The organism is Parasphingorhabdus sp. W113 (assembly GCF_055693205.1).
Genome location: NZ_CM146328.1, coordinates 2,808,341 through 2,828,219, shown reverse-complemented (window position 1 = coordinate 2,828,219; position 19,879 = coordinate 2,808,341). Strand labels below are relative to the sequence as shown.

Annotated in this window: 15 protein-coding genes and 2 pseudogenes; 12 read left to right on the top strand and 5 right to left on the bottom strand. The window is 60.3% G+C overall.

The window, feature by feature from the left end:
• Positions 1–4 precede the first annotated feature (4 nt).
• The 4 genes from ACZ1GS_RS13665 (at position 5) to ACZ1GS_RS13650 (ending at position 5,130) form a co-directional block, all read left to right on the top strand.
• A complete protein-coding gene (locus ACZ1GS_RS13665; RefSeq protein WP_472695723.1) occupies positions 5–2,308 on the top strand; it encodes a hypothetical protein in 2,304 nt (767 codons plus the stop codon).
• The gene (locus tag ACZ1GS_RS13660; RefSeq protein ID WP_472695722.1) at positions 2,241–3,065 is read left to right on the top strand and encodes a hypothetical protein; all 825 of its coding nucleotides are present in this window, start codon (positions 2,241–2,243) and stop codon (positions 3,063–3,065) included. Before ACZ1GS_RS13665 ends, ACZ1GS_RS13660 begins: the two co-directional genes overlap by 68 nt.
• Before the next feature lie 96 nt (positions 3,066–3,161).
• Positions 3,162–4,163 (top strand): threonine aldolase family protein, encoded by a 1,002-nt coding sequence (locus ACZ1GS_RS13655; RefSeq protein ID WP_472695721.1) that lies wholly within the window; start codon positions 3,162–3,164, stop codon positions 4,161–4,163.
• A 7-nt stretch (positions 4,164–4,170) separates the two neighbouring features.
• Positions 4,171–5,130, top strand: coding sequence for a DMT family transporter (locus ACZ1GS_RS13650; protein WP_472695720.1), 960 nt, complete (start codon positions 4,171–4,173; stop codon positions 5,128–5,130).
• Here ACZ1GS_RS13650 and ACZ1GS_RS13645 read toward each other — a convergent pair.
• Together ACZ1GS_RS13645 and ACZ1GS_RS13640 are read right to left on the bottom strand one after the other, a co-directional pair.
• Positions 5,097–5,897, bottom strand: coding sequence for an SDR family oxidoreductase (locus tag ACZ1GS_RS13645; protein WP_472695719.1), 801 nt, complete (start codon positions 5,895–5,897; stop codon positions 5,097–5,099). The genes ACZ1GS_RS13650 and ACZ1GS_RS13645 overlap by 34 nt on opposite strands.
• Positions 5,898–5,902: 5 nt before the next feature.
• Positions 5,903–7,213, bottom strand: a complete 1,311-nt coding sequence (locus ACZ1GS_RS13640) for a M48 family metallopeptidase (RefSeq protein ID WP_472695718.1) — start codon at positions 7,211–7,213, stop codon at positions 5,903–5,905.
• 74 nt (positions 7,214–7,287) lie between these two features.
• Between ACZ1GS_RS13640 and pepN the strand changes: the two are divergent.
• From pepN to ACZ1GS_RS13620, 4 genes and pseudogenes are all read left to right on the top strand, one after another.
• Positions 7,288–9,901: pseudogene (gene pepN, locus ACZ1GS_RS13635) on the top strand (aminopeptidase N).
• On the top strand, positions 9,894–10,676 hold the full coding sequence (gene pgeF / locus ACZ1GS_RS13630; RefSeq protein WP_472695717.1) for a peptidoglycan editing factor PgeF: 783 nt from the start codon (positions 9,894–9,896) through the stop codon (positions 10,674–10,676). The pseudogene pepN and the gene pgeF overlap by 8 nt, the downstream one beginning before the upstream one ends.
• Before the next feature lie 40 nt (positions 10,677–10,716).
• Positions 10,717–12,123, top strand: coding sequence for an SLC13 family permease (locus ACZ1GS_RS13625; protein ID WP_472695716.1), 1,407 nt, complete (start codon positions 10,717–10,719; stop codon positions 12,121–12,123).
• A gap of 45 nt (positions 12,124–12,168) precedes the next feature.
• On the top strand, positions 12,169–13,494 hold the full coding sequence (locus tag ACZ1GS_RS13620; RefSeq protein WP_472695715.1) for a cystathionine gamma-synthase family protein: 1,326 nt from the start codon (positions 12,169–12,171) through the stop codon (positions 13,492–13,494).
• A gap of 18 nt (positions 13,495–13,512) precedes the next feature.
• Here ACZ1GS_RS13620 and ACZ1GS_RS13615 read toward each other — a convergent pair whose 3' ends face one another.
• Positions 13,513–14,184: an HAD family hydrolase gene (locus ACZ1GS_RS13615; RefSeq protein ID WP_472695714.1), complete on the bottom strand. Its 672-nt coding sequence runs from the start codon at positions 14,182–14,184 to the stop codon at positions 13,513–13,515.
• Positions 14,185–14,300: 116 nt separating this feature from the next.
• Between ACZ1GS_RS13615 and ACZ1GS_RS13610 the strand changes: the two genes are divergently transcribed.
• The 4 genes from ACZ1GS_RS13610 to ACZ1GS_RS13595 all read left to right on the top strand — a co-directional run bounded on the left by ACZ1GS_RS13610 (position 14,301) and on the right by ACZ1GS_RS13595 (position 17,861).
• Positions 14,301–15,413 carry an MlaE family ABC transporter permease gene (locus ACZ1GS_RS13610; RefSeq protein ID WP_472698145.1) on the top strand — a complete coding sequence of 371 codons (1,113 nt, stop codon included), beginning with the start codon at positions 14,301–14,303 and terminating at the stop codon, positions 15,411–15,413.
• A complete protein-coding gene (locus ACZ1GS_RS13605; protein WP_472695713.1) occupies positions 15,413–16,222 on the top strand; it encodes an ABC transporter ATP-binding protein in 810 nt (269 codons plus the stop codon). The genes ACZ1GS_RS13610 and ACZ1GS_RS13605 overlap by 1 nt, the downstream gene beginning before the upstream one ends.
• Before the next feature lie 71 nt (positions 16,223–16,293).
• The gene (locus ACZ1GS_RS13600; RefSeq protein WP_472695712.1) at positions 16,294–17,241 is read left to right on the top strand and encodes an MlaD family protein; all 948 of its coding nucleotides are present in this window, start codon (positions 16,294–16,296) and stop codon (positions 17,239–17,241) included.
• 14 nt (positions 17,242–17,255) lie between these two features.
• Complete coding sequence (locus ACZ1GS_RS13595; RefSeq protein WP_472695711.1) at positions 17,256–17,861, top strand: ABC-type transport auxiliary lipoprotein family protein; 606 nt, start codon at positions 17,256–17,258, stop codon at positions 17,859–17,861.
• A 13-nt stretch (positions 17,862–17,874) separates the two neighbouring features.
• On the opposite strand, the gene ACZ1GS_RS13590 is transcribed toward ACZ1GS_RS13595, so the two are convergent.
• Both ACZ1GS_RS13590 and lgt read right to left on the bottom strand, forming a co-directional pair.
• A complete protein-coding gene (locus ACZ1GS_RS13590; RefSeq protein ID WP_472698144.1) occupies positions 17,875–18,747 on the bottom strand; it encodes a class I SAM-dependent methyltransferase in 873 nt (290 codons plus the stop codon).
• 228 nt (positions 18,748–18,975) lie between these two features.
• A pseudogene (gene lgt, locus ACZ1GS_RS13585) lies at positions 18,976–19,833 on the bottom strand (prolipoprotein diacylglyceryl transferase); the annotation flags it as partial.
• Positions 19,834–19,879 lie beyond the last annotated feature (46 nt).

The following is a 19,879-nucleotide window of genomic DNA, read 5'->3' as shown; positions in this document are numbered from 1 at the left end:
ATCTATGCTTTGCCTTCGCTCTTCGGTCCGTTTGGGCCTGTTGCTCACCACCAGCATCGGCGCGCTGACGCTGTCCAGTCCCGCTCAGGCGGAAGATTGCCTTCTGGATCGCGACAATGATAAGTTTGTGTCGACAGGGGACGATGATGGCGATGCGAATTCGAACGACAATGATGGCAATCTGGCATGCGGTGGAAATTCTCAGGCCACAGGGGAGGCAAGTGTAGCTCTGGGGGCATCATCAATAGCGATACGAACGTCAACCACGGCAGTCGGCAACGGCAGTCAGGCAATAGCGCTTGAAGCGTCTGCTTTCGGGCAACGCAGCCAGGCCAGCGGTGAACGAGCAACGGCGCTTGGTGTAGAGAGCAAGGCATTAGGCAACAACAGTGTAGCTTTGGGGACTAGCAGTGAAGCCACCACCGATGCGACGGCCATCGGTGTAGAAAGCTCGGTTACTGCTGTGGGCTCTACTGCGGTGGGTTATAAGAGCAATGCCGAGACAATCAACGGTGTCGCAGTGGGTAACAGTTCCCGAGCGGGCAATAAAGACACTAACGCCGCAGGAGCAACGGCTATCGGTAATCTGAGTCAAGCTTTGGCACGGCACAGCTCGGCCCTGGGCCATGACAGCCGGGCCAGCGGAAACGATGCGACAGCGATTGGGACCTTTTCCAAAGCATTGGGCAACGCAAGTGTGGCTTTGGGTGTTAGCAGCGAAGCCAAAAACCAAGCAACCGCGCTGGGGCACGCGAGCCGGGCCAATGGTGAGTTATCGACTGCTATTGGCCAAGGCAGCTTGGTTGAGGACTCAGCCAGCCACGGTGTCGCCGTGGGATCCAGCAGCACAGTAACAAGCGCCAATAGCGTTGCCCTGGGCCATGTCAGCCGGGCAGCGGGGGAGAATAGCGCTGCCCTGGGGCATGCCAGCCAGGCGCAGGGGATCGGCAGTGTCGCTTTGGGGGCCAATAGCAACGCTTCTGCGCTCAATGGCATGGCGCTTGGAACCAGCAGCATGGCATCCCAAAGGAACGTGGTCGCGCTCGGGGCAAATAGCACTGGATCGGGTGACAGTGCAACGGCGATTGGCCAAGGCAGCTTGGCCCAAGGCGACTACAGCGTCGCATTGGGGTCCAGTAGTACTGTAACGGGCGAAAATAGCGTAGCCCTGGGCCATGTCAGCCGGGCGACCGGCACGAACAGCGCCGCCCTCGGTCACGGCAGCCAGGCACAGGGGATCGGCAGCGTCGCTTTGGGTTTTGAATCGGTCGCCGACCGGAACAATAGCGTATCCGTCGGGTCGAGCACGCTCCAGCGCACGATCACCAATCTCGCGGCCGGGACAGAAGCCACGGATGCGGTCAATAAGGGACAGCTGGATGGGGTTGCGGCGACCGCGACGCAGGGCGTTAATGATGCGGCAACGGCGCAGGGTGATGCGACACAGGCTCTGGACGATGCATCGGCTGCCCAGGCAACTGCAATTACGGCGCGGGAGGAAGCGGCGTCGGCACGGAGGCTGGCGCAAGAGGCCGGGGACGACGCGACCGATGCGCAGGCAACTGCAGATACGGCGCGGGAGGAAGCGGCGTCAGCACGGTCGTTGGCGCAAGAGGCCGGGGACGACGCGGCCAATGCGCGGGCAACAGCGGACGAGGCCCGGCAAACCGCGACGGATGCAGAAGCCAAGGCGGACGCGGCGCAGGTGGAAGCGGCGGCGGCAAAGAACAGCGCCGACAGCGCTTTGAGTCAAGTGGCCATGGCCCAGAGCACCGCCGATCAGGCCCGCGACGAAGCCGGGACCGCCCAATCGCGCGCGGATGCCGCTTTTGATTCCGCAACCGCTGCGCAGAGCACGGCGGAACAGGCGATGACCGATGTCGCGGCGGTACAGACGCTGGTGCAAGAGGCCGGGGCCGGCGCGGCCGATGCGCAGGCAACAGCGGACGAGGCCCGGCAAACCGCTACGGCTGCAGAAACCAAGGCGGACGCGGCCCAGGCGGAAGCCGCCACGGCGCAAAGTGATGCAACACAGGCTCTGGCCGACGCATCCACCGCGCAGACTCTGGCGACGACTGCACAGGAAGAAGCGGAAACCGCCCAGACCACCGCCACCACCGCGCGGGAAGAAGCGGCGACGGCGCAGCAGACCGCCGACGGCAACGCCCGGCAGCTGGTCTTTTTCGAAACCAACAGCACCGGACCGGCGGCCGAGGCCACGGGGCGCGATTCTGATCGCCATGGGCGCCAGCAGCGTCGCCAGCGGGGATCAATCGGTCGCGATTGGTTCCGGTGCCCGGGCGATTGATGGCAAGGCGGTTTCGATCGGCTTTGGCAATGTCGCCTCCGGCGATGGCGCGGTCGCGATCGGCGATCCCAATTTTGCCACCGGCCGCGGGGCGGTTGCGCTGGGCGCGGATAATCGCGCGACCGGCACCGGCTCGCTAGCCATGGGCAATCTCAATGTCGCCGACGGCATTGGCGCCGTTGCGCTCGGCAATCGCGCCACCGCGATCGGCAATGGCGCCGTTGCAATTGGTGACGGCGCATCGGCGGAGCGGGACAATCTGATTGCGCTTGGCAATGCCGATACCACGATCCGCATGTCCGGACTGACCTCGTCGGCCAGCGCGCTGGCCCAGCAGGGCGCCTTGCAGCTGGTCACCACCGATCCGCAGGGCAATCTCGGCGTCATTCCGATCGAGGATGGCGGGGTGCCGGCGCTGCGCTATGTCGTTGGGGAACTGGACCAGCGGACCGATGTGCTTGATCAGCGGACCGCCTTGCTCGACGAGCGCGCAACCCAGATGGAGCAGCAATCGGTCCTGATCGACCGGCGCGCCGATGGCGGCATTGCCGCGGCGATCGCCATGGGGGGGACGATCATTGTGCCGGACAGCACCGTGTCCTTCTCGTTCAACCTGTCCACCTATCGCGGCGAGGAAGGCTATTCCTACGCCATTGTCGGCCGGTTGCGCGACAATATCTACATGTCGGCAGCGGTCGGGGGCTCATCGGTCAAGGGCACCACCAGCGGCCGGGTCGGATTCGCGGTCGGGTTCTGACCGCCGAAGGGTGGCGCGCGCGCCTTAGGTTCCCCCGCGCGCCATTTCCCGTCATCCTGTCTTGACGCCGCCGCCGCTTCGCAGCATGGCGCTGTCATGCGATTTTTCTCCGACAATGCCGCCTCCGTCCACCCCGCCGTTATGGCGGCGCTTGCGGCTGCCAACCAGCAGGACACCGCCTATGATGGCGACGCGCTGAGCGCGCGGCTCAACGGCGCGTTTTCCGATCTGTTCGAAACCGAAGTCGAGGCGCTGTGGGTGGCCACTGGCACCGCCGCCAATGCGCTGGCGCTGGCCGCACTATGCCAGCCGCATCAGGGCGTGATCTGCCACGAAGAAGCGCATATCGAACAGGATGAAGCCGGCGCACCGGGCTTTTATACCGGCGGGGCAAAGCTGATGCTCTGTCCGGGCGACGGCGCGAAACTGTCTCCGGCCACGATCGATAACCTCTGCGCGGCCATTCGCGATGATGTCCATCAGGTGCAACCGGCCGCGGTGTCGATCACCAATGCCACCGAATATGGTCTGGTCTACCGGCCCGAGGAAGTGGCCGCGATTGCCGACGTCACCAAAGCGCGCGGCCTCGGCCTGCACATGGACGGCGCCCGTTTTGCCAATGCGGTGGCGACCCTGGGCTGTTCGCCTGCGGATATCACCTGGAAAGCGGGCGTCGACGCCCTCAGTTTCGGCTGCGTCAAAAATGGCGGCATGGGCGCCGAGGCGCTGATTTTCTTTGACAAGGAACTCGCCGCAGCGACCCATTATCGCCGCAAACGCGCCGGTCATCTGCAATCCAAGGGCCGCTATCTCGCGGCGCAGATCCTCGCCATGCTCGACCAGGATCTGTGGCTTGAAAACGCCCATGCCGCCAATGGCGGGGCGCAGCTGATTGCCGAAGCCGCCGCCGATCGTCTGCTCCATCCGGTCGAAGCCAACGAGATTTTCATTCGCCTCAGCGCCGACGAAGCCGCCCGCTTGCGCGCTGCCGGCTTCGATTTTTACGACTGGGGCGAAGGCCAGGCGCGGCTGGTGACCAGCTGGAACCAGAGCGCCGACGACATTCGCTCGCTGGCGGAGGCACTGGCTGCCCTATGACCAGCTTATGACTGCGGAACCGGGCAGCGGAGAGCCCAGTTTGCTGACCCCCAGAATATTGCTGCCATTCCTGTTGGTCTCGCTGATCTGGGGCTCGACCTGGCTGGTGATCAAGGACCAGATTTCCGACGTTCCGCCGAGCTGGTCGGTCAGCTATCGCTTTGTCATCGCCGCTGCTGCGATGTTTGTGCTGGTGGCCTGGAAACGCCTGCCTTTCCGGCTCGGACCGCAGGGGCAGTTCTGGGCGATCCTGATCGGCATCGCGCAATTCTCGTTCAACTTCAATTTCGTCTATAATGCCGAAATCTATATCACCTCGGGACTGGTGGCGGTGCTGTTCGCTCTGTTGATGGTGCCCAATGCGATCCTTGGCCGGATCTTTCTCGGGCAGCAAATCAACGCCGGCTTCATCGCCGGATCAGCCATTGCCGCCATCGGCATCGCGATGCTGTTCTGGCACGAATATCAATCCTCGACCGCGACCATTGGCGACGTCTTGCTGGGCGTTGCGCTGACCGTCGGTGGGATATTGTCCGCGTCCATTGCTAATGTCATGCAAGCCTTGCCCCGATTGAAAAGCTTTCCGATCCTGACGCTGCTCGCCTGGTCGATGTTCTGGGGCGCGGCGATCAACATCCTGCTGTCCTGGGCCACAGTGGGCCCACCGGTATTCGAAGCGCGCGCTGCCTATCTCGGCGGGATTGTCTATCTCGCGATCGTCGGATCGGTGATCACCTTTCCGCTCTATTTTGCCCTGGTGCGCGAAATCGGAGCCGGCAAGGCGGCCTATTCCAGCGTGCTGGTTCCGGTGGTCGCAATGATCTTGTCGACTCTGTTCGAAGGCTATGTCTGGACGCTTTTGCCAGCGGTCGGCGCGCTGCTGGCCATGGCCGGTTTGATCGTGGCCATGCGGGCGCGGCGGGCCAAGCCGGCTCAGCCGACGAGCGCTGCCATGCCGGACTTATAATCCGGATAGCGCGGTTGCCAGCCGAGCAGTCGCTTGGCCTTGCCATTGGCCACCCGGCGATTCTCTTCGTAAAAACCGAGCGCCGACGGCGACAGATCGGCTTCGTCCAGCGACAATAAAGGCGGCGGCGGAATGCCCAGCAGATGCGCGGCATGGGCAATGACTTCATGCTGCGGAGCCGGGAGATTGTCGGCGATATTATACGCGCCGGGCGGGCCATCAAACGCGGCCCGCACAGCGGAGACAATATCGTCAACATGGATCCGGCTGAACACCTGCCCGGGCACATCCACGCGCTTCGCCTTGCCCTGGTTGACCCGGGTCATCGGGTTGCGGCCGGGGCCATAAATGCCGGGCAGACGCAAGACATGCACGGCATCGCGCAGCGCTTGCCACGCCTGATCAGCCGCGCTCCGCGCCTGGCGGCGGCCGGTTCCGATCGGCGCGCTTTCGTCCACCCAGGCCCCGGCCGCGTCTCCATACACACCGGTTGAAGACAGATAACCGGTCCATTGCAAATTGACGGCCTGGATCGCCTTGCCATAGCGCTCGAGCACGGGTTCTGAGCCATCGCGGGCCGGCGGCACCGAGGACAGGATATGGGTGGCTTGATCGAGCGCGGAAAGCACCGCCTGTTCATCATCAAAGGCGATCGCGCCGTCCGCCGCGGCGCGTTTGGTGCCGGTCACTTGCCACCCGTCCGCACGCAGCCGCGCGGCCAGCCGAGTGGCGGTATACCCCATGCCAAAGATCAGCATATGCGACATCAATGCTATTCCTTTTCCAGCGGACCGGGTTCGATGATCACGGGATTTTCGGTATTCTGGGCTTTCCACTCCATCGCCATCCGCACCCGCGTGGCGCCGGAGGGATGGTCAAAGAACAGCATTTCCTCCACCGCGCCGGGTTCGATCTTGCGATATTCCGACAAGCGCATCGCGACCTTGGCAAAACCGTCCGGTTCCTTCGCGGCGTTGAGACCAAAGAGATCCGCATCGCTTTCATTGACCCGGATCAGCGTGTTGAACGCCGGTGTCGCGGCAAGGAAATAGAGGGTCAGCAATATCCCGAACAAGGGCAGCGCGGCGGGATCCGCGACGTTTCGGATCCCCCATTTTTCTCCGTGACGAGCGATCAGGCGCGGGGCGATGCGGGCAATCAGAAACAGCCCGAACGCCATGATCAGGCCGAGGATCAGGATCATCCGCCATGTATGACCCAGGACATAGTGGCCCAGCTCATGCCCCATAACCGCCGCGACTTCATCGGGATCGGTGCGTTCGAGCAGATTGTCGTTGAGCGAAATCCGGATGGTCGGTCCGACACCGGAGACATTGGCGGAGATCCGCTTATGCTGTTTCGACTGATTGAACACGTAGATATTCTCGGTCGGGACATCATAGTCTTCCGCCATGGCGACAATGCGGTCGCGCAGCGGCCCGGGTTCCATCTCGGTATAATCATTGAACAAGGGTGAAACGAACACCGGTCCCAGTAACAGTCCGACAAACAGGAAGGCCGAGATCACGCCGGTTCCCCAGATCCACCAGCTTTTCGGGGCCCGGCGGATAACCGCAAATATCGCGACCACCAGCAACGGGAAAATCACCAACGAGATGGCGAAACTGATCGCCACTTCGCCGATCCACTCGCCGAAACTCTGACTCATCAGATCATAATGTTTTTCGCGGATGAAGTTGGTGTAAATCGACCAGGGCAAGCCGAGCAGGAAACTGGCGATCAGATAGGGTATGGTGGTCAGCCAGGTGACGGCCGAAGGACGCCGGACCTTGCGCTCCGCCCAGGCGCGAAACCCTGATGACCAGCGAAATTTGAGAAACAGATAGTCGATCAGAAACGCGACCACCGCCCCCCACAGAATCAGCCTGTAACCGCCTTCAAAATAGCTGTTGGATTTTTCCAGATCAGCGCCTTGCAGGCTATCGATATAAGCGCGGCTGGCTTGTTCGACGTCAAAGCCTGACGGTGCCGCGACAGCCTGCGCCCAGCCCGCCTCTGATGGCAGGGCCAGGCCGGCCACCGCGGTTAATGCCAAGATCCCGTGTTTTATCCCGAATTTCATGTTTGCGCGCTCCCCATTTGGCTGATGTCATAAACCCAATTGCACGCTTGGCAAATGGCTCTTATGGCTTGGTCATGCCAGATATTCAAAAGACCGATGCGGCGATGCCCGCGACCGAGCCAGCCATTGTCCGCCGTGAGGACTATCGTCCGCCGGCCTGGTTCGTGCCTGAAATTTCTCTCGACTTTCAACTGGATCTCGAACGGACCGTCGTCCGGTCGCGCCTCGATGTGCGCCGGTCCAAGTCGGCCAAATATCAGGAGCCGCTGGTGCTGGATGGCGATGATCTGCTTCCGGTCGCGGTCAGGGTCGATGGCGCGCCGTTCGAGGATTGGCGTCTGGTCGAGGGCAATCTGGAGCTGCCGCTAACCGGAACCGCCCATATCGTGGAAATAGAAGTCGAGCTCGATCCGTCGACCAACACCCAGTTGATGGGGCTTTACGCATCGCAGGGCATGTTGTGCACCCAGTGCGAAGCGGAAGGGTTCCGGCGGATTACCTTTTTCCCGGACCGGCCCGATATTCTGAGCCGCTATCAGGTGCGCATGGAAGGCGATAAACAGGCTTTTCCGATTTTGCTGTGCAATGGCGACAAGGTCGATGCAGGCGAGGATGGCAATGGTCGGCATTGGGCGCAGTGGAACGACCCCTGGCCCAAACCGAGCTATTTATTTGCGCTGGTGGCTGGCGATCTGGTCGCCAATAGCGACAGCTTTACAACCCGCTCAGGCAAGCCGGTGGAACTCAACATCTGGGTCCGCGATGGCGATTTGCCGCGCACCGGCCATGCAATGCAGGCGTTGAAAGATTCTGATGCGCTGGGATGAAGAGGTTTACGGGCGCGAATATGATCTTGGCCTGTTCAACATTGTTGCGGTCAGCGATTTCAACATGGGTGCGATGGAGAATAAGGGGCTCAATATCTTCAATTCGCGCTATATTCTGGCCGACCCCGAAGTCGCGACCGATGCCGATTTTGACGGCATTGAAGGCGTCGTGGCGCATGAATATTTTCACAACTGGTCGGGCAATCGGGTGACCTGCCGGGACTGGTTCCAGCTCAGCCTGAAAGAAGGCTTTACGGTTTATCGGGATCAGAGCTTTTCCGCGGACATGAGCTCTGCCGCGCTCAAGCGGATCGAAGATGTCCGGATTTTGCGTGCAGCCCAGTTCCCCGAGGACGCAGGGCCGTTGGCCCATCCAATCCGGCCGGATAGCTATCAGGAGATCTCGAACTTCTACACCGCGACCGTGTATAACAAGGGCGCGGAAGTCATTCGCATGATGGCCAGCATGATGGGACCGGACCGCTTTCGTCAGGGCACGGACCTCTATTTTGACCGCCATGATGGCGAAGCGGCCACATGCGAGGATTTTGTCGTGGCGATGGAAGAGGGCGGGGCGATCGATCTGACCCAGTTCCGGTCCTGGTATCACACGCCCGGCACACCGCGCGTATCGGTGCGGCTCAGCCACGATCCGCAGACCCAGACCGCAACCCTCGATATCAGCCAGAAAATTGCCAATGGCGGCGCCAAGCCCGAACCTTCGGACATGGTGATCCCGCTGAAAACCGCTTTGCTGGACCCCGAGACCGGAGCGCATCAGGGCGAGGAAATGCTGATCCTGGACAAGGCGGAACAAAGCTTCACCTTTCCGGATCAGAAGGAGCGCCCCTTATTGTCGATCAACCGCAATTTTTCGGCGCCGATCATCCTCGAAAGCAGCCGGACGATGGAGGAGCTCGCGTTTCTTTCGGCGCATGATGATGATCCCTTCGCCCGGTTCGAGGCGATGCAGCAGCTGATGACCAGCTATCTGGTCGCGCAAATTGGCGGGACGCCGGCGGACCGTGACATTCTGTTGCAGGCGGTCGGAGCGGCGGTGAAGGATCAGGACATTGACCGGGCGTTTCTGGCGGAACTGATCCAGCTGCCCAGCGAAGCCTTTCTGAGCGACCAACTGGCGACAGTGGATCCCCAGGCGGTACACGACGCACGCGAAAAACTGCGCGGCAAGATCGGCGTGCAGTTCGAACGCCAGTTCCGGCGGCTTTACGCCCAATGTCGGCCGGAGGCCTTTTCGCTCGATGCGGCGGCGCGCGCGGATCGCAAATTGCGCAACGGCACTTTGGCCTATCTCGCTGCATCGCAGGCCGAGGATGCGAATGCCCTGGCCTTTGACCAATATCGCGAGGCGGACAATATGACCGCGATGCAGGGCGCGCTTGCGGTCCTGTCGCACAGCGACAGTGAGGAGCGGACAGCGGTTTTTGAAGATTTCTACAAGCGCTTCCGCGACAATGCTCTGGTGCTCGACAAATGGTTCATGCTGCAGGGGCTTTCGCTGCGCAGCGATACGCTGAAACGGATCGAGCGACTGGCCAAACATCCGGACTTCACGCTGGCCAATCCCAATCGCGTACGAGCGCTTTATGGCAGTCTGACCGCCAATCCCGTCCGCTTTCATGATCCCTCCGGCAAGGGCTATCAGCTGGTTGCCGACATGGTCATCGCGCTGGACGCGCAAAACCCTCAGACGGCGGCGCGGTTCATTCCACCGCTCGGCCGCTGGCGCCGCTACGAACGGCAACGGTCGGAATTGATGCGGCTGGCGCTGGAGAAAATTGCAGCCACGCCAAATTTGTCCAAGGATGTTGCAGAACAGGTGAACAAGAGCCTTGCCTGACCGCGAACCGCCCGCTCTCGATATCACGAGATCGCCGGTGCTGGCCGGCGCTGCGCATGGATTTCTGGGCCGGCGTGGCGGTTTGTCGACCGGCATATATGCGGGATTGAATGTCGGGCTGGGCAGTGATGATGATCAAGCGGTCATTCTTGCCAATCGCCAGCGGGTGAAATCGGCGATTCTGCCGGACAGCGAACTGGTGACCGTGCATCAGGTGCACAGCGGCGATGTCGTGGCCGTCGATGCGCCCTTTGCACTGGCCGACCGGCCGCCTGTCGATGCAATGGTCACCGATCGTCCGGGCTTGTTGCTCGGTATATTGACCGCCGATTGTGTGCCGGTTCTGTTTCATGATGCCGAAGCCGGGGTCGTTGGCGCCGCGCATGCCGGGTGGAAAGGCGCGATTGGCGGCGTGACCGACAATACGATTGCGGCGATGGAAACAATCGGCGCATCGCGCGGGCATATTGCCTGCGCCATCGGTCCGTGCATCGCGCCGGAAAGCTATGAAGTGGATGCCGGATTTCACCAGAGATTTGTGGATGATGATCCGGAAAACAGGGCCTTTTTCGAAGCCGGCGCGCCGGGCCATTTTCAGTTTGATATCGAATCCTATGTCGCCATGCGCCTGACAAGAGCCGGGATCGGCACAATCGACACGCTCGGTCTCGACACCTATGCGCTGGAAGATCGCTATTATAGCTATCGCCGCAGTTGTCATCGCAGCGAGCCTGGCTATGGTCGGCAGATAGCGGTGATCGGACTGCAGCGCTGACACCAAGCCAGCCCTTTTGGACTCCGGGAGTAGTCGCAACATGACCGCACAACGCGCAGGGCTTTTCGGGGGATTGATCCTGTTTGTCGGGATGCTGCTCGCCCCGGTTCCCGCGGCGATGGGGGCAACCGCCTGGTATGTCGCGGCCTTGACGGTTCTGATGGCGATCTGGTGGATGACACAGGCAGTGCCGCTGACCGCCACCGCTTTATTGCCATTTCTGGCGCTGCCGGTGATGGACGTGATGGATGTCCGGGAAACCGCCAGCCAATATTATTCGCCGATCCTGTTCCTGATTCTCGGCGGCGCTTTTCTGGCGCTGGCGATCGAACGGGTTGGCCTGCACCGCCGCCTGGCGCTGGCAATTATCGGGATGGCCGGGAAAAGCGCCTGGGGTGTGCTGCTGGCCTTCATGATCGCCACCGCCTTGCTCAGCATGCTGATCTCCAACACCTCCTCCACCCTGATCATGATACCGATCGCCCTGGCGGTGCTGGTGGCGGGCGGTGTCGAAGAAGCGGAGACCAAGGGTTTTGCTGGCGCGCTGGTGATGGGCGTGGCCTTTGCGGCGTCGATTGGCGGCCTCGGGACGCTGGTCGGCAGCCCGACCAACGCGATTGCCGCCGGACTGATCAACAAGACGCTGGCTATGGACATTGATTTTTTGAGCTGGCTGATGTTCGGATTGCCGATCGTGCTCATTGGTATCCCGGTTTGTGCCATCATCCTGATCACCATTCAGAAAGTCGGCCGGAACAGCTTTGACGGGGCGCGGGCGCAAAGCGCGATCGGGTCACCGGGCCCCTGGAGCGTCCAAGAAAAACGGCTGGTGCCGGTGGTCGCAATCGTGGTGCTGGGCTGGCTGCTATTGCCGCAGATCAAGGCGGTGCTCCCGCCCGGCGCGGTGCATGATGGCAGTATTGCGATATTGGGCGGACTGTTGCTGTTCATTTTGCCGGACGGGACCGGACGCCGGTTGCTCAACTGGGACGAGGCCGATCGCGCGCCATGGGGCGTGATCATGATGTTTGGCGGTGGACTGGCGCTGGCCGCCGGTATCATCGAGTCCGGTCTGGCGAGCTGGCTTGGAGAGGCGTTGTCGCCGCTCAAGACGGTTCCGGTCATCGCGATCGCGATCGCGCTGGTGGCGCTGGTCATATTGGTCACCGAATTTGCCTCCAACGTTGCCACTGCCAGCGGGATCATGCCGGTGGTGGCCAGCCTGATATTGGCCACCGGGGTTGATCCCGTGTTGCTGGCGATGCCGGCGGCGATGGCGGCCAGCTGGGGCTTCATGCTGCCCTCGGGGACCGGCCCCAATGCGATTGCCTGGTCCACGGGCCATATCCATTTGCCGAACATGCTGAAATCCGGCTTTGTCCTTGATCTGGCAGGCATTCCCATCATCATCGGTGGAATCTGGATGGTTTCATTTGTAATCAGTTAGGATTTCCGGCATTGAGCCCGCAATCAATTTTGCGGGAGAATGCAGATGTCCGACCATGACGAGAATGATGCCGTTCCAGTAACGCCGCGGCGCATGCCCAAGGCACCGATTGAAGAAATTGGCGGGCGCAAGCTGAAGCCGTCCACCCTGATGATGGGCCATGGCTATGATCCGGTGCTGTCGGAAGGCTCGCTCAAGCCGCCAATTTTTCTTACCTCAACCTTTGCGTTTGAAAGCGCGGCGGCGGGCAAGCGCCATTTCGAAGGCGTAACCGGCAAGCGGCCCGGCGGATCAGACGGTCTGGTCTATTCGCGCTTCAATGGTCCCAATCAGGAAATTCTTGAAGACCGGCTGAGTATCTGGGACGAAGCGGAAGATGCGCTGGTTTTCTCCAGCGGCATGTCAGCCATTGCCACCGTCCTGCTGGCCAATGTCAATCAGGGCGATGTCGTCGTCCATAGCGGCCCGCTTTATGCCGCGACCGAGACGCTGATCAACAAGATCCTCGGGCGCTTCGGTGTGACCTTCCTGGATTTCCCCGCCGGCGCGACGCCTGGCGAGGTGGCGACATTGCTCGAACAGGCCAAGGCCCAGGCGGACCAGAATGGCGGCAAGGTTGCGATAATCTATCTTGAAAGCCCGGCCAATCCGACCAATGCGCTGGTTGACATTGAAGGCGTCAACGCCGCGCGGGCACAAGTCTTTGGCGACGGTGATCTGCCGCCGATTGCCATCGACAATACATTTCTTGGCCCTCTGTGGCAGCAGCCCCTGAAACATGGCGCTGATATCGTCATCTACAGTCTCACCAAATATGCCGGCGGCCATAGCGATCTCGTGGCCGGCGGTGTGCTCGGAGCGAAATCGGCGATGGATCCGATCCGCGCCATCCGCAACACCATCGGCACGATTTGTGATCCCAATACGGCCTGGATGCTGCTTCGGAGTCTGGAAACACTGGAATTGCGCATGTCGCGGGCCGGCGAAAATGCCGAAAAAGTCTGTGCGTTTCTGCGCGATCATCCTAAAGTCGATGGCCTGGGCTATCTTGGCTTTATCAGCGATCCGTCGCAGCAGGATATTTATGACCGCCATTGCAGCGGCGCCGGGTCGACCTTCTCGGTGTTCATCAAGGGCGGCGAACCGGAGGCCTTTGCGTTTCTCGACAATCTGAAGATCGCCAAATTGGCGGTCAGTCTTGGCGGGACCGAGACATTGGCGAGTTTGCCGGCCGCCATGACCCATTTGTCGGTACCGGATGACCGCCGGGCCGCGCTGGGCATAACCGACAATCTGGTGCGTATTTCCATTGGTGTTGAAGATGCCGATGATCTGATCGCGGACTTTGATCAGGCGCTGGCCGCCGTTTGAGCGCCTGCCTTTGGGCGCTTAATCCCAGTCGACAATATCCCAGCCCCGCTGCTGTGCTAGTTTGCGGAGCGGCGGGCTGGGCGTCGTCGCGACCGCTTCATCGGCATAGTCGAGCATCGGCGCATCGCTGACATGATCGGAATAGGCGCGGATATGAACCGCATCCCGGTCCAGGTTGCGATTGTTCAGGAAGGCCTGGATCCGGTCGAGTTTGGCGACATCATAACAGTTTTCGCCAATAATTTTCGGGAGCACCCGGCCCTGATCGTCTATTTCCAGATCGGTGCCGATAACATTTTCTATGCCCAGCCGATCGGCTATGGCTTCGACATAAAGGGAATAGGAGGCGGTCGCCAAAACCAGCATCCGACCCTCGGCGCGATCCGCTTCCAGTTGGGCGATCGCCTTCGGATAGCTGTTATGACTCAACACCTTGTCGGCATAGCGCTCGATATGCGGCTGCAAGTCCGTCACGCGCGGACGGCTGCCGAGCATTAGCCGCTGGTTATAGGTCTTCAGAGTCTTCCGGCTGATCAACTTGAGCCCGTAGCCGATAAAGCCGAACGGCAGCAGCGGCAGCATCACCAAACGCCAGGGCGCACGGGCGAGAACCATATGGAGCAGAAACGGCGTATAAGTGCCGCTTTTGGTAATTGTCCGGTCCATGTCGTAAATTGCAATTTTGGTCATCGGGCCCCGTTCGTCGATTTTCCGCTATCTTTAGCAGCCTGATCCGAAAAGCCACAAATATTTGATCGGTGATAATGGCTTGAGCTTTCAGCAATTTTCGGTCACCAATGGCGGTGATGACAAGTGCGAGCGATTTTGTCGAAGAAACAGCGGATGATGGAGCCCGGACGCTTCGTTTTTCCGGTGATCTTTCAATTGCTGCGATTGGTGATCTCCCCGAACGCTTGCGGGATTACAGCTATGATGTCGACCGGCTGAATCTCTGCGATATTGGCTATGTCGATACGGTCGGGGCGTGGCTGGTTCATCGCACCGCCCGCGATATGGATGCCGAAATTATCGGCATGGACAACGAGATGCAACGGCTGATCGCAGCGGTCAGCAGCGTGGATCAACCCGCAGAAGTCCGGCCCACGCCACCAAATGCGGTTATCCGTGTGCTCGGCGAAGTGGGCGAGGCGACGTCCATCGCCTTGTCGACTCTGGCCGGTCTGATCGGTTTTTTCGGGGCGGTGATCGCCGCCACCTTTTCCTTATTGCTCCACCCGAAGCGGATCCGCTGGAATGCGGTGATCCAACGCTTTGACGTGGTGGGTGTTCGTGCGCTGGGGATTATCGGCCTGATGAGCTTTCTGATCGGACTGGTTATCGCGCAGCAGGGCGCCGTACAACTGCGCCAATTTGGGGCGGAGGTGTTCACGGTTAATCTGGTCGGCCGTCTGACCTTGCGGGAACTGGGTGTCCTGATGACCGCGATCATGGTTGCCGGGCGTTCCGGTTCGGCTTTTGCCGCCCAATTGGGGACAATGAAGCTTACCGAGGAAATCGACGCGATGCGCACAATTGGTGTGTCACCCGTCGAAGCGCTTGTTCTGCCGCGTTTCTTCGCGGCTGTCTTCATGTTGCCGCTGCTCGGTTTTTACGCCTCTGTCGTCGCCATTATTGGCGGCGGTCTGCTGAGCTGGGTCGAGCTGGATATTCCGCCCGCGACCTTTTTTGCACGCATCCGCGAAGTCGTCCCGCTGACCGATGTCTATGTCGGGCTGGTCAAAGCGCCAGTCTTCGGCGCCATTATCGCGGTATGTGGTTGCTATCAGGGCATGCAGGTTGAAGGCAATGCGGAAGAAGTCGGCAAGCGGACCACGGCAGCGGTGGTGCAGGCGATTTTCCTGGTGATCGTTCTCGACGCGTTTTTCGCGGTGTTCTTCAGCTGGATCGGATGGAATTAATGGCCCAGGATGATCCCGCCATTGTTGACCGCGCCTTTGATGGACCGGTGATTTGCGTCAAGGGGCTGCGCAACAGCTTTGGCGACCAGGTGGTTCATGAAAATCTCGATCTCGATGTTCGCAAAGGTGAGATTCTGGGCGTGGTTGGTGGATCGGGGACCGGCAAATCCGTGCTGATGCGGTCGATTATCGGTTTGCAGCAGCCCGATGAAGGATCGGTTGAGGTCTTTGGCCAGTCCTTGCTCGAACGCTCCGAGCAGGACACGATTGATGTGCGCAAGCGGTGGGGCGTCCTGTTCCAGGGCGGCGCGTTATTCTCGACCCTGACGGTCGCGGAAAATGTGATGGTGCCGATCCGCGAATTTTATCCGAAAATGGACCGCGACTTCCGGCGTGAAATTGCGAAATATAAGGTTTGCCTTTCGGGTCTGCCGCCGGAGGCCTCGCCGAAATATCCCTCGGAATTGTCGGGCGGGATGAAGAAACGCGCTGGTATCGCGCGGGCGCTGGCGCTCGATCCGGAACTGCTGTTTCTCGACGAACCGACCGCCGGGCTCGATCCGATCGGGGCTGCTGCGTTTGACAATCTGACGCGCGAATTACAGCAGACGCTCGGGCTGACGGTCTTTCTGATCACCCATGATCTCGACACGCTCCACGCCATTTGTGATCGCGTGGCGGTGCTGGCGGACCAGCAGGTCATCGCAGTCGGTACGATCCCTGAATTGCTCGCAATGGATCACCCCTGGATCCAGGAATATTTCAACGGGCCGCGCGGCCGGATGGCCAATCCGGAGGGCGCGGTATGATGGGCATTGGCAGCATGGCTTTGAGAGATGGCTTGCAGCCCATCCCCGGCAGCGGCATAAAGGACGCTTAAATGGAAACTCGGTCTAATCATATTCTTGTCGGGGTCATCACCCTAGCGTTGTTGGCCATGGTGGCGGCATTCCTCGTCTGGATCGTGCGCTTCGGCGATGGTGCGACGAAGGAATATGACATATTCTTCGCACAATCTGTTGGCGGCCTCGCGCAGGGGACCGGGGTGACCTTTGCCGGCGTGCCTTCCGGGCAGGTGCTCGACGTTGAATTGTGGAAAAAAGATCCCGATTTCGTCCGCGTGCGGATTGCCGTGAGCGACGAAACGCCGATTTTGCAGGGCACCACCGCGACCATTCAAAGCATCAGCTTTACCGCCCCGCCGAATATTCAACTGGATGGCGCGGTCAAGGATGCGCCGCCGATTACCGATTTGGGCCCTGAAGGCGTGCCAGTGATTCCGACCAAGCCAGGTGCGCTGGGTGAATTGCTCAACAGCGCTCCGCTGGTTGTCGAACGCCTGGCGACGCTGACCGACCGGCTGACCTTGCTGTTGTCGGACAAGAATCAGGAATCGATCGAAGGAATATTGGACAATACCGAAGCGCTGACCGGCAGCCTCGCCAAACAGGCTCCCGGCCTCGAGGCGCTGATGGCGGAATCACAAATCGCCATTCGCAACGCCGGCCAGACCGCCGAGAAACTCTCGGCAGTCGCCGACAATGCCAATCAACTGCTCAGCGCGAACGGGGAACCCTTGGCGAAAAACCTGACCAAGACACTGGCGGCGGCGGAAAAGAGCATGGCGGCGTTGAATGGGGTTCTCGAAGATGTGCGGCCCGGGGTGCAGCAATTTGGCAACAAGACGTTGCCCGAGGTTGATCAGCTGGTCGAGGATATGCAGGCTTTGACCAAGTCGCTGACCGCCGTCACCGAACGGCTCGATCAAGGGGGTGCTGGCGCCCTGATTTCAGCTCCGGCGCTGCCGGACTATGAACCCGGCAATTAGAGGGGCGTGGTAAAATGACCGCAACAGGATCAATCGGACGACTCATGGTGCTCGTGGTGGGCATCGGATCACTCAGCGCTTGCGTGAGCTTTGGTGGCTCGGAACCGCCGCCGTTCCTGCTGTCGCTAAGCTCGGACGCAAGGATCAGCGCAGGAGCGGAAACGGCTCTCGCGGGACAACAAGCTGATGCCTTGGTCGTGCGCATGCCGACGACACCGCAAAAACTGAACAATGTCCGGGTGCCGGTGCAGACCGGAGCGACCGGTATCGCCTATCTGAAAGAGGCAATCTGGGTCGACAAGCCGGCCCGCCTGTTTCAGGGCTTGCTGACCGAAACCATCGCTGCGAAAAATAGCCGTATGGTGCTGACTCCGGCCGAAGCCGGGGGCAGGGCGCAATCCTATCTTTCCGGGCAATTGGTGAATTTTGGTCTGGATGGCCCCAGCCTGATGGTGACGGTCACCTATGATGCGGTGAAAATGCGGGATGGTCAGCCGATTGAAAAACGCCGGTTTGAATCAAAAGAACCGGTATTTGCCGCCGAACCCGGGCCGGTCGGAGAGGCCTTGAACAAAGCCGCGAATGCGGTTGTTGTCGAAGTGGCGGAATGGGTCGGTTAGGTCCCCGATCTGGTCATTCTTCGCCGTAAATAAAGCCAGCGGGTGCGGGCCACTCCATTGACACTGCGGCCATCGCTTTGAACAATCGACCCATTTCATCAATATGCGTCAGGCGATGATGGGCGGCCGCCACGGCATCGGCCTGTTTGGGGTCGGATTCAACCAGTTTCTGGGCACGCTGATCGATGCCGAGCGCTTTTAGCCAGATGCCTTGTTCGGCCGGACCGTGGACCGACAACAGCCGGGTTCTGGCAATATTGGCGAGGCTGTGGAAATCGACATGCGCGGTGAGATCCGATGTGCCCGGGCTGTCAAACGGGCTGATCGGCATATGGCCCTTGATCGCTTGCAAGGTGCTGCCGGTTCCGGGTCGATCATAGCCATAGTCGATAATCAACAGCACGCCGCCCTGATTGTGCAGGCGATTGGCGAGTGTCTCGACAATCTCCGCGCTGGCTGGTGAGCGTTCCAATATCGTTCCGGGAGGAAAGCCCTTGGCGGATCCCGGAACCCTGTCATCGGCTGAAATCGTGCCGGGAATGGCAATAAACTTGTTGCGTTCGCGCGCGACCATATGCCGTCGCCATCCGCCTTCGGTGGCGATAAATTGTTCCACCGGCAAGGCATCGAAAAACTCGTTGGCGATGATCAGCAAGGGCGCATCGTCGGGCAAGCTGTCGATGGTCTGATGCCAGACCGCATCGGGATGCAGCGCGGCTTGCTTTTCCTTCAGGACCGGGCTGGTTTCAACGAAATGGCAATCCGGTTCGCAACCGAAGGTCTTGAGCGCCCGCAGCGCATCCTTGGCCAGCGTGCCCCGGCCCGGACCCAATTCGACATAGTGCAGGTGGTCAGGTTGCCCCTTGCGCAGCCACAGGTCGGCCATCCAGATCCCGATCATCTCGCCAAACATCTGGCTGATTTCCGGCGCGGTGATAAAATCACCCTCTTCGCCGAGCGGATCCTTGGCGGCATAATAGGCGGCGTTGGCAATCGCGATATAGTCGCTCAGCGGAACCGGGCCATCACGATCAATTTTTTCGGCGAGAATATGGGCGGCGGATTCGCTGTCAGGCAACGGTTTCGTCTCCAGCGGGGTTTCCGCCCGGACCCGTCGGCCTTTCGCCGTGATCACCAGGAACAGGCCCAGCAACAGCATCGGAACCGTTAGGGTCTGCCCCATGGTCAGTCCCCAGCTGAGATTTTCGAGGCCCTTGTCCGGTTGACGGACAAACTCGACCGCGAAACGGCTCAGGCCATAGACCAGCAACCCGGTGCCGACCAGCTTGCCGGGTTGATAGCGGGCATCGGTTTTCCAGAACAGGAAGGACGTGATCAGGAAATAGACTATGCCTTCCAGGCCGGCTTCATAGAGCTGGCTGGGATGACGCGGTTCCGCGCCGCCCATCGGAAAGATAATCGCCCAGGGCACATCGGTTACCCGGCCCCAAAGCTCGCCATTGACGAAATTGGCGAGGCGTCCGAACAGCAGGCCGAACGGGATAACGCAGGCGATATAGTCACAAATCCGCAGGAAACTGAGCTTTTCCTTGCGCGCAATCCACCAGATCGCAAGGACGACGCCAAGCACGCCGCCATGCAGCGACATGCCGCCGTTCCAGACTTTGAAAATGTCGACCGGGTCGGCCAAAATGCTGGGCTGATAGAAAAACACATAGCCCAGCCGGCCGCCGAGGATGATGCCGAGCGTGGCGTAGAAGATCATGTCATCCGCATGCCGCCGTGCGAGCGGCGCTCCGGGCTGGACAATCAGTCTAGTGAGATACCAATAGCCGATCAGAATTCCGGCGAGATAGGCGAGCGAATACCATTTGAGCTGAAAGAATCCGAGGTCAAGCGCATTCGGTGACAGTCCCAATTCTTCAAAACGCGTAAATTGGGCTGCATTCGCGAGAATAATATCAATCAACTCTTTTCCCCGTTCGGTTTCATCGTCATATAGACAGGGCATATACCGGTAAATTCCCCTAGACCAAGAGGGAATGCCAAACAGACAC

Coding starts and splice junctions, on each gene's coding strand:
- ACZ1GS_RS13665 (WP_472695723.1), top strand. CDS start 5: ATGCTTTGCCTTCGCTCTTCGGTCCGTTTGGGCCTGTTGCTCACCACC.
- ACZ1GS_RS13660 (WP_472695722.1), top strand. CDS start 2,241: ATGGGCGCCAGCAGCGTCGCCAGCGGGGATCAATCGGTCGCGATTGGT.
- ACZ1GS_RS13655 (WP_472695721.1), top strand. CDS start 3,162: ATGCGATTTTTCTCCGACAATGCCGCCTCCGTCCACCCCGCCGTTATG.
- ACZ1GS_RS13650 (WP_472695720.1), top strand. CDS start 4,171: ATGACTGCGGAACCGGGCAGCGGAGAGCCCAGTTTGCTGACCCCCAGA.
- ACZ1GS_RS13645 (WP_472695719.1), bottom strand. CDS start 5,897: ATGTCGCATATGCTGATCTTTGGCATGGGGTATACCGCCACTCGGCTG.
- ACZ1GS_RS13640 (WP_472695718.1), bottom strand. CDS start 7,213: ATGAAATTCGGGATAAAACACGGGATCTTGGCATTAACCGCGGTGGCC.
- ACZ1GS_RS13625 (WP_472695716.1), top strand. CDS start 10,717: ATGACCGCACAACGCGCAGGGCTTTTCGGGGGATTGATCCTGTTTGTC.
- ACZ1GS_RS13620 (WP_472695715.1), top strand. CDS start 12,169: ATGTCCGACCATGACGAGAATGATGCCGTTCCAGTAACGCCGCGGCGC.
- ACZ1GS_RS13615 (WP_472695714.1), bottom strand. CDS start 14,184: ATGACCAAAATTGCAATTTACGACATGGACCGGACAATTACCAAAAGC.
- ACZ1GS_RS13610 (WP_472698145.1), top strand. CDS start 14,301: ATGACAAGTGCGAGCGATTTTGTCGAAGAAACAGCGGATGATGGAGCC.
- ACZ1GS_RS13605 (WP_472695713.1), top strand. CDS start 15,413: ATGGCCCAGGATGATCCCGCCATTGTTGACCGCGCCTTTGATGGACCG.
- ACZ1GS_RS13600 (WP_472695712.1), top strand. CDS start 16,294: ATGGAAACTCGGTCTAATCATATTCTTGTCGGGGTCATCACCCTAGCG.
- ACZ1GS_RS13595 (WP_472695711.1), top strand. CDS start 17,256: ATGACCGCAACAGGATCAATCGGACGACTCATGGTGCTCGTGGTGGGC.
- ACZ1GS_RS13590 (WP_472698144.1), bottom strand. CDS start 18,747: ATGGCCGACCTGTGGCTGCGCAAGGGGCAACCTGACCACCTGCACTAT.